Here is a 12,709-nt window from a genome sequence, read left to right as displayed (position 1 = left end):
TTGAAGACGGAGTGCAGGTTGTTGAACAATCGGACTGGAAGGCCGCTTGATGATATTTTGCTCATACACCAGAATTGACAATAACTCAAAAGTCACTTCAGCAGGTTATTTGGTCTTTGAAAAAGGAAAATTGTGTTTAGTCAGCAATGAAAGCGGCCATTATAGACCGACTAAGGAAGAAATGCGGGAAGATCTTCAGCATTACTATAACCTGTCAAAAAATGAATTTTTAGTTTATGAAGATCATTCAAGTATTCTTACTGAAAAATGTATTAAAGCGTTCTCCGTCAAGGCAATTGTAGCGAGTCAAACCTTTGATGACTTAATACCTCTGGCTATTTTTGTTAAAGACTCGCGTTATAACAAGGCATTAAAAACAGGTCAGCAAGTACCTGTTCCCGCAGCTCCCCCTCCAGGCCCAGTGCATTCTGCCTCTGCCTCGAAGCTCAGTAAACCCAATAAAGCCCTGGCAGCTTCACATTACCTGCCTGACCGTTTTTTTCTTCTTAATCCATCGGAGTACGCAGAGGACAAAAAACATCTAAAAGATCCAGAATTTCCTGGTTATGATGCTAATGAAAAATTACTTGCATAGACACCCCGCATTCTTTCCTGGCTTGGCTTGTCAATAATTAAGTTTAGATGCTATAAAGATGAGTCAATTGCCAGGGAGAGCCCAGATGAGATTCTCTTTTATTCTCTTAAATCTCATTGTGTTAAGTCTTACAGGCTGTGAACGAATAGCCTTAATGACTACTCCACAAAAGCACGCTATTCCATCGCATAGCGAACTGACTAAGAAAGCAGAGCTTTTTTTTTGGGATACCTTGCATCAAGGACGCTATGACGATCTGAACAAAGCAGATTACTTATTGATGGCCGCTTATCTTCAAAATCCGAATGATCCCAAGCTTGCTGCCCATATAGGCTTTACACATATCTGGAAGATCACCGAACGTCAACGCCTGCCCCAGGAATCACCTAAAATTACTAATGAAATTGTCTTGGCAAAAAAATATTTTTCTGATGCCTTTACTCTTGATCCGCACAATGCTGTCTTCGAAGGTTTCCTGGGGGATGCCCAATTAATTGAAGGCAAAATTTTTCATGATAAGCGCGAAGAAGTGCGCGGTTATTTTACCTTGCAGCGCGCGATCGCTAATTGGCCGGAATTTAATTATTTTACCGCAGGCTATCCAATGAGTACCTTAGCGCCGCAATCCGATTCTTTTAAAGAGGGCTTGGAATGGCAATGGCGTACTCTCGATTTGTGTGCAGGAAAGAAAGTCGACCGCAAAAATCCTGATTACAAATCCTATATGGCTCGTGAAACGCAGCAAGGTAAAGCGCGCGCTTGCTGGAATTCATGGGTTGCCCCTCATAATTTTGAAGGATTTTTTATGAATATGGGCGATATGTTAGTGAAAGCCGGCGATTGGCAAACCGGTATCAAAATCTATCAAAACGCCAAACTTGCCAAAAATTATTCATCCTGGCCCTATCGCCAAATGCTGGAAAAAAGAATTTTGAACGCGAAGGCTAATGTTGCCAATTTTCAGAAAGACCATTCTGATCCAGACAAAGCAATCCTGTTTAACTCTGGCTATGGTTGCGTAGCCTGCCATCAACGCTGAGTATCCAGAAGAAGCAAAAGGCTTATACCCTTTATTCCTGAGGCTCTTCCTTCGTTTCTTTAGGACTCTTGCGTTTAAAACCTAAAGCACGTAGACGCTCATCAATCGAAGGATGAGTAGAGAAAGCATTACTAAATGATTTCACCGGATCAATACTGGAAGGATCAAACAGGTAAGAAGCATGCCGCACCTGTTCATGCGGTGTTTGCCCATATTGACCGCTATATTGCTCAGCGTGCTGTTGATGATCTTGGGTTATTTTCAGCAGTGCACGCGCCATGGGCTCATTATCACGCATTAATTCAACGGATCCGGCATCTGCCATATATTCACGTGTACGGCTTACAAAGAGCGCTAAAACCACGGTAATGATAGGCAGGATATACCGTAGTAAAGTGATAACCAATACCAGGCGGTTATCTTCACGTCGATCACGTCGATAAATCACACTGTAAAATAAAATATCAATTACAATCAACAGAATATTACTTAGCACTGCAACCATCAGTGTCAACTTGATGTCATGATGGCGAATATGACTTAATTCATGCGCCATAACGGCCTGTAATTCCGCACGATCCAATTTTTCCATTAAACCGCGAGTAATAGCGACCATGGCTGATTTTTCACTGTAACCACTGGCAAAGGCATTCATGTAGTCTGCTTCAATGAGATAAACCTTGGGCATATACCGCAGGCCTGCTGCAACCTTCATTTCCTCAACCACGTTATAAAGTTGTTTTTCCTGTAACGTTTGGGCAAGGTTCTCGTTAATCTCGCGTGAATCAGTACCGAGTAACATGATGCGATCATAAAGTGTATAGGTAACCAATAAGGATATCGCTGCAAAGGCTATCATTAATATCGTTGCATAGGGCATGACACGCCAGGTGACCAGAGCATAGATACACTGCTGCAAAGTTGCCTGGGGATAGAGCGACTGCACAATAACCACATCCGCAAACATACCGACGCCCGCATAAACAGCAAGGAAAATCATAATTACCCAGAAAGTCCTGCGTTCATTACGGCGCAATTGCTCGCGCCAATTGCCTACGGATGCATGATAATCAGAAAGAGCCATAAATTACTCAAAATTTCACGGTATAGTCTTCGCGTGCCTTAATTTGATCATCAGGCAATGACCAATAGTCAAATACTTTATCCAATTTATCACGGAAAAAACTAACTACCATGGATTCAAAAAAGGATTTTTTCTTCGCGTAATAACGTTCAATACTATCGTTATAAGCTTGCTTGGAATAGGCCAGTTTATTTTCAGTATTGACGATTTCTTCCTGCAATTGCAAAACGTTCGAACTTGCCTTCAAGTCAGGATATTGCTCAAACACTACATTCAAGCCAGATGCAATTTGCGAAATCCCGTTTTCTGCCGCCATCCGGGCTTTTTCATCGCCAGCAGCCTTGGCTGCCTGCGCTTGATTACGTAACGCCACGACATCCTTCAAAGTGGTTTTCTCGTAATCCATGTATTTTTTTACTGATTCAATTAAGGATTCAAATACCTTGAAGCGCCTATCTAATTGAATATCAATTTGGCGTTTATTGTTATTAATCGCCTCAATTAAGCCAATTAAGCTATTAAAAATGCCTATCGCCCAGAAGACGAGTAACACAATGATGACTAAAATCGCTATGAGAAAGGTACTCATTGCTCTATCCTTTTGGTTTATCTCCAATAAGTTATAGCTCTAAACTAAGGGAAAAAGCAAACTCTTAAACAAGAGTCGCTCAAGGTTTATAAAAGTCCAGCTTGGGCCAGAGATGATAAAAATGATGTAACGGCCCATGTCCCAAGCCAATTTGCTCATTTTTCGCGGCGTCTATTGCCTTAAACACATAGTCTTTAGCTATTTTACACGCTTCCTTTAACTCAATACCTAAAGCCAGGCACGCACTGATAGCAGCGGATAAGGTACATCCCGTTCCATGTGTATTGTTTGAATTAATTCGGGTTCCCTCTAGCCAGCAAAACTCCCCCTCCCGGTTAAGAAGCAGATCATTCGAGTGGGATGCGGATAAATGCCCGCCTTTTAATAAGACATTTTGCGGGGCCAGTTTAATCAGCTTTTGCGCTAGCTCCAGCATGGTGTCACTCGCAGCATTCGTCTCACCAGTTAATGCCCAGGCCTCGGGTAAATTCGGTGTAATGATTGTTGCAAGCGGAATAAGCACTGATCTCATGGTATCCAGGGCATCAGGTAATAGCAGCCGATCGCCGCTTTTAGCGACAAGTACAGGATCAAGGACAATCGGGATTCCTGCTGCGTAGCGCCTGAGGAAATGGGCCACTAACTCAATAATATCTCGTTTAAAAAGCATACCGATTTTAATACTGTCTGGGCGGATATCTTCAAAAATAGTATGCAATTGATCATCAATAGCCTGTAAAGGCAGCTCATAACAAGCTTTAACCCCACGGGTATTTTGTACCGGCAACGCGGTTAGCACTGTCATACCATAACAGCCAAAAGCAGAAAAAGTTTTCAAATCGGCTTGAATACCCGCCCCACCGGAACCATCGAAACCTGCTATAGACAGGGTTTTATAGCGCATTGTCATTTTTCTATCTCAGTTAATCGAATTGAACGAGTCAACTATCTCAGAACCTGCAATCCACTCACCGAATAATTCCCAATCGGGTTTATATAATTTATCAATAAATACTTGTCGAAAACCGCCTGGTCCTTGTGTTTTATGCTGGGTTAGTTGTCCACATAAACCAAAATAAGCAGTCGCCAGTAGAGCAGCCTGGTACATGCTTAAGCCAATTGCCGCAAAGGCAGCGATTACAGCAGTCAGCGTGCAACCCATACCCGTCACCAAAGGCATCAGTGGTGAACCAAAGGGTAAATTGATTGCCTGTCTGCCATCGGTTATAAAATCAACCGGGCCACTCACTACAACAATTTTTGATGGTGAAACAGCCAGTTGTTGCGCAGCATTCATTGCCTGATTCACACTACGGGCCGATTCAACGCCTTTCGTATCACCTGCTTCATCGCTTAAAGCCAGAATCTCGCTGGCATTGCCGCGAATGATATCGACATGAGGGAGAAGCGATTTTGCCGCACTGGTGCGTATACGACTTGCGCCAGCACCAACGGGATCCAGCACAACAGGCTTGTTTTGTGACTTGGCTATTTTTGCCGACTCTAACGCTCGTTCATAAAAAGCGTGATCGAGGGTACCTAAGTTGATGTTAACGACTTGACTGATCGTAATCAGCTCTTCCATTTCATCCATCGCCTGACTCATCAAGGGTGCCGCCCCCGAGGCCAATAAGCTGTTAGCCATAAATTCCATAGTAACAAAATTGGTTAAACATAAAACCAAAGGCTTCGTTTGACGGAGGCTAACTAACGCCTCTTCCAAATCCTTCAACAGATTCATCATGTTTCACTTCCCTCCATTAATTGACGTAGCGTTGCTGCCATAAGCGCAGGGTTTTCCGCCTTATGCAGAGCACCAATTACCGCAATCCCCTTCGCTCCCGCTGCCATGACTTCCTTGACATTGTGTTGATCAATACCGCCAATACCGATCATTGGATGAATCGAGCGCAAACTTAAACGGTGCAGCCCATCCAAGCCCCAGGTTGTTCGAATATTCTTTTTATGCTGAGTAGGGAAAACTGCACTGGCGGCCACATAATCCACAACAGACTGATTGGCTCGCTGCAAATCATCTTCCGTTTCTATTGATAAACCGAGCAATTTATCCGGCCCCAAACGCTGTCTGGCAAGTTGTGGTGAACCATCAGTCTGTCCCAAATGCAGACCCTGTGCATCGACGGCTAAAGCCAGTTCAAGATCATCATTGATGATCAGCGGAATATGGTGGTGATCTAAAAGACTCTTAAGTTCAGAAGCGAATGCTAATAGAAAAGCTGGGGAAGCATTTTTTTCGCGAAGTTGTACAGAACTAACGCCTGCACTGACACATTGTTCAATAAAGATCAAATACTCCGCTAAAGGACAAGACCCGCAGTGGGTGACCAACATAAGTTTGTAAAATGGAGCAGCCATAACATCCTTCTATTCATACAACAGAGGATGTGACGTCAAAGATAAGCCTGCTTAAAAGGCCATTAAATAAGAAAAATATCTCTAACCATCACACTCCCTCCGCAGGTATTAACCAGAGCAGGTTTTAAGGGTTTTTCTCAGCCTTGCAACACGAATCGCTGCAAAGCACCCCCGGTGATAAAAATGACCCTTAATTTAGTTGAAGCGAAAAAACTTGTCAACCTGCGTGCAATTTTGAGCAGAATTAGTAGTTATTTGTCTTGGGAAACTAAGCATCAAAGTTCTCTTATTGTAATGAAATTACAACTCTTTTATGATTAGGAAGACTATATTCATAAGAAATGGATCTTCTATGTTAAAAAAAATCATTGGATTGACCGCCTTTTCTTGCTCACTTATAACGTCAGCCTATGCTGAGCCGGCGTCTACTCCAGCTACGGCACCTTCTAATTCCCAAGCCTCTGGCGCACCGCCTACCAGCTACATGCCCGTTATCATGCAAGAACCTTTTCAGACAGTTATGAAGCGCATGTCGGCTGCAAAAGACGCGATTAATAAAAAACAGCAGGATTTGCTTAACCAGCGTTATGATTTAACCAACAACCCGTCGCAAAATGCGAAAATGTCAAATGGGAAACCCATTCAGGAAGGTGTACGCGTTAAGCTACCTCAAGGAACAACCTGGGATCAACTCGCTAAAATGACGCCCGAGCAAATTAAGGAAGAAGGGTTATATCCTCAAGGTTTCTTGCCTCTGCCGCACCCCAACCATCCTGAAGGGGGTATGCTTTTTCCAAAATTTGCTATCGATGAAATCAACAAGCAGGAACACCGCGATCTGACTCGCTTTGATCTGGATTTTGATATTCCCGATCATTTTTTACCACCCTTTCCTGCCCCGATCTTTTTGACAACACGTCCGGATCTTGGCGATGTATCACAAGGAAAGCTGGTAACTATCAATAATTATTTTGAATTATTTAACGGCATCCTTAACCCTAAACAATTGGAAGGTCTACGGTTGTTGGTAACCCCTTTCCCACAACAACAATTTAACCAAACCGATGATCGGCGCACCATAGAACCCAGCCGTGGTGTTGCTTGTCTTGATTGCCATGCCAATGGCCATACCAACAAGGCAACTCATCTGGTTGGAGACATTCGCCCACAAGAGTTTCGTCATCGTATTAATACCCCGACTTTGCGTGGTGTAAATATTCAGCGGCTCTTTGGCTCACAGCGCGCATTAAAAACAATCGAAGACTTTACTGAATTCGAACAACGTGCTGCTTATTTTGATGGCGACCCGGTCATTGCGACCAAAAAGGGAGTCAATATTCTTGAGCGTGGCAGCCAGGTCCACTTCATGGCTGAATTTCAGGAAATATTGGATTTTCCACCTGCTCCCAAACTGAGTTGGGATGGGAAACTGGATCCGGCTAAAGCAACGCCAGCAGAATTGCGCGGCCAGGAACTTTTCTTTGGTAAAGCAAGATGTGCCACTTGCCACACCCCTCCTTATTACACCGACAACACGATGCATAACCTGCATACGGAACGTTTCTTTAATCCACAAACCATCAATGGGCTCAGAGCAGTAGGTGATGGACCGATTAAAACCTTTCCTTTACGCGGTATAAAGGATTCTCCACCTTACCTGCATGATGGTCGTCTGTTGACTTTGGCTGATACGGTTGAATTCTTTAATTTGGTTCTACAGTTACAATTAAATACTCAGGAAAAAGCGGATCTGACTGAGTTTATGAAAGCCCTTTAATGACCTACCTGCCGTGCTATAGGCACGGCATCTAAAAGTGCTGTTCAAAATAAATCGGTCGATCCCTCAGAGACTGAGGCTTGGTATAAAATTAGCGACCACATGCCGGTGACTGTTCTGATCTGTTTTTTATTGCTAAAGTAATCTGGTTTTCAATAATGCTGATTAACGCACTTAAAATTGGTTTATCAATTTTTCACAGGGATTAAGTGGATCATGAAAAGATATCAACTCTTATTAGTAGACGACTCCAAGCCAGCCCAGGAAGCGTTTAAGGCCATTTTAGAAGACTTTCACTGTGACGTCATTGTAGCTGAGTCAGGTGAAGAAGCCCTGGAAGAATGCAACCTGATGCATTTTGATCTTATCGTGATGGACTTAAGCTTGCCCAGACATAATGGATTTGAGGTTACAGAGCTAATTAAAACCACCAGCCTGCTTAATAAAAAGACTCCCGTTGTCGCTTTGAGTGTGCATAGTGAAGCACAATTTGCCAGACAAATTCAAAAAGCCAACATCTCCGGTTTCATCTCTAAACCATTTACCCGCAGAGAAGCGACAGAATTAATGAATAGACTTGAACAGGGTTTCTGAACTCAAATGCATTTGATCGTCTGCAAAAACATCGGGCGTACATCTATTTGAAGCGTTTATATTTCAATTAAGGAAGCGAGGGTGAGACCAGCCAGAACTACTGAGTCAATCTCCCCCTCTGTACTGGAAATTATCGTCCTATGAGCCATAGGTTATTATTTCCAGTTACTGGTGGAGCGTAGCCTCCGCTAACATATTGCTGCCAGGTTTCGGCAGGTTGAAGACAAATATTACATCGAACCATGTGCCATCCAGTTCCTGAAAATCCTTCTTGCACGGTACAAGATGCACATGCAGCTTGGCTTGTTCCCGCTACTGCAATCATCGATGTAGCGAATACTAACCCAGCTATTGTGGATTTAATCTTCATAATAAATCTCCTTATACTACGCTGCATCATTATGATGCAGAATCCCACGGGTTAATTATAGACCAGGTTAAAAGCGACGATAGCAAAAATATTGTTTAACAACATAAATATGTTGTTTTAAATATAATATTTATTGAAAATAAATAAATTAAAAGCATGGTATCAGCCAGAATAACAGAGAACTTCTAATGAAAAAATACAACTACCCAAGCACATACCACCTATTCTTTACTATAGAAAACAGGTGCAATTGGGGAAACGCGGCCGGTTATTTTAGCTCTTCAATAATGGACTGCCCGATATAGATAGCCGGGTTAGGAGAACTGCCCAACATGGTTTAGAAAAATTTTGTTTTTTTCTGTGGGCACGGGTCCTCTTCATCTTCTGATGAAGATTCCTTTCTGACATAACTTTTCCCGAAAACACCCTTTAGTGCTAAGGAATTTGGGTAGCCTGGAGTAACTTCAGTGTCTACTTCTTCCTTGCCGGAGGAAGACGTGAACCGATGTTCTTTCTCATCATCGAGTTCGGTTGTAAGCCTATCGACAGCATGCCTCAGAAGGTGTTCAGGCTTGGGTAGCGTATCTTTAGAGAATTTTTTTACGGCCTCTGTATAGCCGTATAACATTAATTGCGCCCGGTGATCGGGGTCAATTTTATCCCCCATTACTAAAATCGCAGCGTCTTTATCAAGCCTATTACTTGAATTATCTGTACTTGTTACTATAACTGCATCAATGACAATAGGTTTGTCGCTGTCATTCAGGTTAAGTTGCGCTCTTACTTCTGGCGAAGCAAGTAAGTAGTGTGTTGCCAGTGGTGTATAGCTTTCCTGATGACAGAGTGCTCTTAACAATTGATGTCGGTGGTGATGTGTTTCTTTTATTTGGCCATTCGTATCGATCGTTTCAGTCAGTACTCGCTGCGCAGCCGAGCGCAATTGACAGTAGGTCACAAACTGATTCGATTGATGGGGTTCAAAATCCGAATCACTCTCTTGCGCTCCACTTAATCGTCCAAGTCCTTTCAAACAGGCCCTTACTATTTTTTGATATTTCTCCTCGTTAAGCCTATTTTTTAACAGCTCAAGAATCAAGGAATAACGGGCTTTATCATTCAACCCTTCACTCACAAATAAAGAATCAACGAGTTCATCAGCAACACTCCAATAGAAATGGACTAATTGTTTTGGTAATTTGGAATTAGCATTATCTATCTCTGGGTATGCCGTTTTCATCTGCATTAACAACCTGATAATCTCAGCGGTATCCTCTTTCTCAGAGGCAGCCAGTAATGGCTGTACATACCTCTGTTGCAACAATTGATTACGAGCTAACAAACGATCTATCTGAGGCCGCAGTTTTGTATCAAGCTCGAATTTGGTCAAATAGATATTATCTTCTAATGCTTCAACCAAGGCCGCCTCGGTCTGGTCGCTAATAGCGTTACCCTCAAGACCCAGTGCAGTTAAACTCGTGTTAGCCCTGATGACTCTGACAAATGATAGTATATTTTCATTCCCCAGTTGCAAGTCATTAAGTAATAAGGCGGTTAATGAGCTGTTTTCCATGAGTACTTCGGCTATCCTGGCACCAAGCTTCCCCTGATTATCCTGGCTAGTATAAATTTCATTCGAAGACAGGTCGATTGTAGTCAAAGTGCGATTAATTTTTAGCGCCTCAAATAGAGCTAAAACCCCTTGATAATCGATTGCATTTGCAAAAAGGTTAAGTACTTTCAACGTATTATTCTTTTTTAACACCTTTGCCAAAACGGAAGCACCGGCACTGGTTATTTCATTTTCGGAAAGATTAATCTCCGTCAGAGAAGTATTATTCTCCAAGGCCTGTGCTGAAGCGGCAATTACATCATCTGTAATGTCGTTATTATTAAGAATAAGAATAAGTGGTTTTGGAAATCGCCTTGTCGCCAGCTTCGATAACAAAAAGGTCGCATTTCCACCCATTTCGCTATCCCCCAACTCAAGAAAAACTAAATTAGGATGGCTATTTACCGCCTCAGCCAACGTGGCTAACACAAAACCATCATTAAAATTGTTACCTCCGAGGGCAAGCTTGATCAGACCGGTATTCCTTTTTAAGCTCTTGACTAGCAGGAAGGTCCCTACGCTGGTGAATTTATTACCATAAAGCTCCAGATCCGTTACGGTCGTATTCGATTTCAGGAATTTGCCAATGAGATCCGCGCCAAAAGAGTCAAGCCCATCACTAAAAAAAGAAAGGCAAAGGCCAGGTCCTTTTGCTTCCTCTAACGATTTCTTGATTCGCTCGATGCTGCCTTGCTCGGATGGCATAATTATCTCTTAAATTGTATAAAAATTGCATCTTAGGATAGGTAACTTTTAGAGTCTAGTCATTTGGGCTAATTATAATTTAAAGTAGCGAAATTTTATTTCTATCAAAAATTATGTCACTGGAAAAGCAAGAATAACCGCTTTAATTGCATGTATACGACCGTAGCTAATGATCATGAATGCCCTGATTAGAAATAATCTTGAAGAAAAGAACAAAATCACCTGTCTTGAAATGGAATTCAATACAGGTGCTACACAGCTATGACATTTACCATGCCGGGTAGCAGATCCATGTCCTACACTGGGATACTCTTAAATCAGCCTGGTTTAGAAATATTTTGTTTTTTTCTCAGGAGGCGAATCCACTTCCTCTTCCTTTCCAGAGGAAACTTCCTTTTTGACAGCCGAGTGCTTAAAAACCCCTTTGCTTACTAATGCATTGGCATAGTTTGGAGTCGGTACAACGTCTACTTCTTCCTTACCGGAGGAAGGGCTGTAGCTATATTCTTTCTCATTACCAAGTTCTGTTATAAGCGTATCGACGGCATGCCTCAGAACTTGCTCAGGCTTGGGTGTCGCGTTTGTGGAGAATTTCTTTAATGCCTCTGTATAGCCATATAACATTAATTGCGCCCTGCGATCGGGTTCAACCTCTACTAAAGTAGCGGCGTCAGTCTCAAGGTTAATAGTAGAATTATCTTCAGTTGCTAATATAACCGCATCAACTAAAATGGGTTTATCATGTTCGTTCAGGTTGAGTTGCGCTCTTACTTCTGGCGCAGCAAGCAAGTACTGTGTTGCCAGTGGTGTATAACTTTCCTGATGACAGAGTGCTCTAAACAATTGATGTCGGTGACGATGTGTTTCTTTTGGTTGGCCATTCGTATCTGTCATTTCACTCAGTACTCGCTGAGCAGCCGATCGCAATTGACGGTAAGTCACAAACTGATTCGATTGATGGGGTTCAAAATCCGAATAACTCTCTTGCGCGCCATTTAATCTTCGAAGTCCTTTCACGCAGGCCCTTACTATTTTTTGATAGTTCTCCTCGTTAAGCCTATTTTTTAACAGCTCAAGAATCAAAGAATAACGGGCTCTATCATCCAATCCTTGACTCACAAATAAAGAATCAACGAGTTCATCAACAAAACTCCAATAGAAATGGACTAATTGTTTTGGTAGTTTGGTATTAGCACTATCTATCTCTGGAAATGCCGTTTTCATCTGCATTAACAACCTTATAATCTCAGCTGTATCCCCTTTCTCAGATGCAGCTAGTAACGGCTGTATATACATCTCTTGCAACGATTGGTTACGAGCTAACAAACTATCTATCTGAGGCCGCATTTCTGTATCAAGATCGAATTTGGTCAAATAGATATTATCTTCCAATGCTTCGACCAAGGCCGCCTCCGTCTGGACGCTAATAGCGTTACCCTCAAGACCCAGTTCGGTTAAACTCGTGTTATCCCTTATTACTGCGACAAAGGGGAGTATGTTTTCATTCCCCAGTTGCAAGTGATTAAGCCATACGGAGGTTAATGAGCTGTTTTCCATGAGTACTTCGGCTATCCTGGCACCAGGCTTCACAGGATTATCCTGGCTAGTATAAATTTTATTCGAAGACAGCTCGATTGTAGTCAACGTGCGATTAACTCTCAGCGCCTCAAATAGAGCTAAAACCCCTTGATAATCGATTGCATTTGCAAAAAGGTTAAGTCCTTTCAACGTATTATTCTTTTTTAATACCTTTGCCAAAATGGAAGCACCGGTACTGGTTATTTCATTTTCAGAAAGATCAATCTCAGTCAGGGAAGCATTATTCTCCAAGGCCTCGGCTGAGTCGGAAATTACCTTATCCGTAATGTTGTTACCGTTAAGAAGTATTCGTTCGGGCAAATACACCTACCTGAGAAATTTAAATTTTCTAAACTAAGCTTTCTCAAACGAGGAGCTGGAAATGAAATCAAA

At 42.4% G+C, this 12,709-nt stretch carries 12 protein-coding genes and 1 riboswitch; of the genes, 4 read left to right on the top strand and 8 right to left on the bottom strand.

What is annotated here, in order from left to right:
• Positions 1-49: 49 nt before the first annotated feature.
• The gene (locus tag Lfee_RS11255) at positions 50-595 is read left to right on the top strand and encodes a hypothetical protein (protein ID WP_058446880.1); all 546 of its coding nucleotides are present in this window, start codon (positions 50-52) and stop codon (positions 593-595) included.
• Positions 596-680: 85 nt separating this feature from the next.
• A complete protein-coding gene (locus Lfee_RS11250) occupies positions 681-1,634 on the top strand; it encodes a hypothetical protein (RefSeq protein ID WP_058446879.1) in 954 nt (317 codons plus the stop codon).
• Positions 1,635-1,665: 31 nt separating this feature from the next.
• Here Lfee_RS11250 and htpX read toward each other — a convergent pair whose 3' ends face one another.
• The 5 genes from htpX to thiE all read right to left on the bottom strand — a co-directional run bounded on the left by htpX (position 1,666) and on the right by thiE (position 5,683).
• Complete coding sequence (htpX, locus tag Lfee_RS11245) at positions 1,666-2,718, bottom strand: zinc metalloprotease HtpX (protein WP_058446877.1); 1,053 nt, start codon at positions 2,716-2,718, stop codon at positions 1,666-1,668.
• A 7-nt stretch (positions 2,719-2,725) separates the two neighbouring features.
• Positions 2,726-3,307, bottom strand: a complete 582-nt coding sequence (locus Lfee_RS11240; protein ID WP_058446875.1) for a LemA family protein — start codon at positions 3,305-3,307, stop codon at positions 2,726-2,728.
• A 79-nt stretch (positions 3,308-3,386) separates the two neighbouring features.
• Positions 3,387-4,217, bottom strand: coding sequence for a bifunctional hydroxymethylpyrimidine kinase/phosphomethylpyrimidine kinase (thiD, locus tag Lfee_RS11235; protein ID WP_330981752.1), 831 nt, complete (start codon positions 4,215-4,217; stop codon positions 3,387-3,389).
• Between the two features lie 9 nt (positions 4,218-4,226).
• On the bottom strand, positions 4,227-5,051 hold the full coding sequence (gene thiM / locus Lfee_RS11230; RefSeq protein ID WP_238584924.1) for a hydroxyethylthiazole kinase: 825 nt from the start codon (positions 5,049-5,051) through the stop codon (positions 4,227-4,229).
• Entirely contained in the window at positions 5,048-5,683 is a 636-nt protein-coding gene (thiE, locus tag Lfee_RS11225) for a thiamine phosphate synthase (protein WP_058446871.1), read from the bottom strand. The genes thiM and thiE overlap by 4 nt, the downstream gene beginning before the upstream one ends.
• Positions 5,684-5,759: 76 nt before the next feature.
• Positions 5,760-5,866, bottom strand: a riboswitch (TPP riboswitch).
• Positions 5,867-6,035: 169 nt separating this feature from the next.
• On the opposite strand from thiE, the gene Lfee_RS11220 reads away from it, so the two are divergent.
• Both Lfee_RS11220 and Lfee_RS11215 read left to right on the top strand, forming a co-directional pair.
• Positions 6,036-7,460 (top strand): hypothetical protein, encoded by a 1,425-nt coding sequence (locus tag Lfee_RS11220; protein ID WP_058446869.1) that lies wholly within the window; start codon positions 6,036-6,038, stop codon positions 7,458-7,460.
• Between the two features lie 216 nt (positions 7,461-7,676).
• On the top strand, positions 7,677-8,054 hold the full coding sequence (locus tag Lfee_RS11215) for a response regulator (RefSeq protein ID WP_058446867.1): 378 nt from the start codon (positions 7,677-7,679) through the stop codon (positions 8,052-8,054).
• 130 nt (positions 8,055-8,184) lie between these two features.
• On the opposite strand, the gene Lfee_RS11210 is transcribed toward Lfee_RS11215, so the two are convergent.
• The 3 genes from Lfee_RS11210 to Lfee_RS11200 form a co-directional block, all read right to left on the bottom strand.
• A complete protein-coding gene (locus tag Lfee_RS11210; protein ID WP_058446864.1) occupies positions 8,185-8,424 on the bottom strand; it encodes a hypothetical protein in 240 nt (79 codons plus the stop codon).
• 337 nt (positions 8,425-8,761) lie between these two features.
• Complete coding sequence (locus Lfee_RS11205) at positions 8,762-10,738, bottom strand: leucine-rich repeat domain-containing protein (RefSeq protein WP_058446862.1); 1,977 nt, start codon at positions 10,736-10,738, stop codon at positions 8,762-8,764.
• Positions 10,739-11,065: 327 nt separating this feature from the next.
• A complete protein-coding gene (locus Lfee_RS11200) occupies positions 11,066-12,637 on the bottom strand; it encodes a leucine-rich repeat domain-containing protein (RefSeq protein WP_058446860.1) in 1,572 nt (523 codons plus the stop codon).
• Between the last annotated feature and the right edge of the window lie 72 nt (positions 12,638-12,709).

This window comes from Legionella feeleii (assembly GCF_001467625.1).
Classification (GTDB): Bacteria; Pseudomonadota; Gammaproteobacteria; order Legionellales; family Legionellaceae; genus Tatlockia; species Tatlockia feeleii.
The sequence above is the reverse complement of the archived record's forward strand: the minus strand, read 5'-3'. Positions and strand labels throughout refer to the sequence as shown.

What these genes read in the sequence shown, in the direction of transcription:
- Lfee_RS11255 (WP_058446880.1), top strand. Translation starts at nt 50, where the DNA reads ATGATATTTTGCTCATACACCAGAATTGACAATAACTCAAAAGTCACT.
- Lfee_RS11250 (WP_058446879.1), top strand. Translation starts at nt 681, where the DNA reads ATGAGATTCTCTTTTATTCTCTTAAATCTCATTGTGTTAAGTCTTACA.
- htpX (WP_058446877.1), bottom strand. Translation starts at nt 2,718, where the DNA reads ATGGCTCTTTCTGATTATCATGCATCCGTAGGCAATTGGCGCGAGCAA.
- Lfee_RS11240 (WP_058446875.1), bottom strand. Translation starts at nt 3,307, where the DNA reads ATGAGTACCTTTCTCATAGCGATTTTAGTCATCATTGTGTTACTCGTC.
- thiD (WP_330981752.1), bottom strand. Translation starts at nt 4,217, where the DNA reads ATGACAATGCGCTATAAAACCCTGTCTATAGCAGGTTTCGATGGTTCC.
- thiM (WP_238584924.1), bottom strand. Translation starts at nt 5,051, where the DNA reads ATGATGAATCTGTTGAAGGATTTGGAAGAGGCGTTAGTTAGCCTCCGT.
- thiE (WP_058446871.1), bottom strand. Translation starts at nt 5,683, where the DNA reads ATGGCTGCTCCATTTTACAAACTTATGTTGGTCACCCACTGCGGGTCT.
- Lfee_RS11220 (WP_058446869.1), top strand. Translation starts at nt 6,036, where the DNA reads ATGTTAAAAAAAATCATTGGATTGACCGCCTTTTCTTGCTCACTTATA.
- Lfee_RS11215 (WP_058446867.1), top strand. Translation starts at nt 7,677, where the DNA reads ATGAAAAGATATCAACTCTTATTAGTAGACGACTCCAAGCCAGCCCAG.
- Lfee_RS11210 (WP_058446864.1), bottom strand. Translation starts at nt 8,424, where the DNA reads ATGAAGATTAAATCCACAATAGCTGGGTTAGTATTCGCTACATCGATG.
- Lfee_RS11205 (WP_058446862.1), bottom strand. Translation starts at nt 10,738, where the DNA reads ATGCCATCCGAGCAAGGCAGCATCGAGCGAATCAAGAAATCGTTAGAG.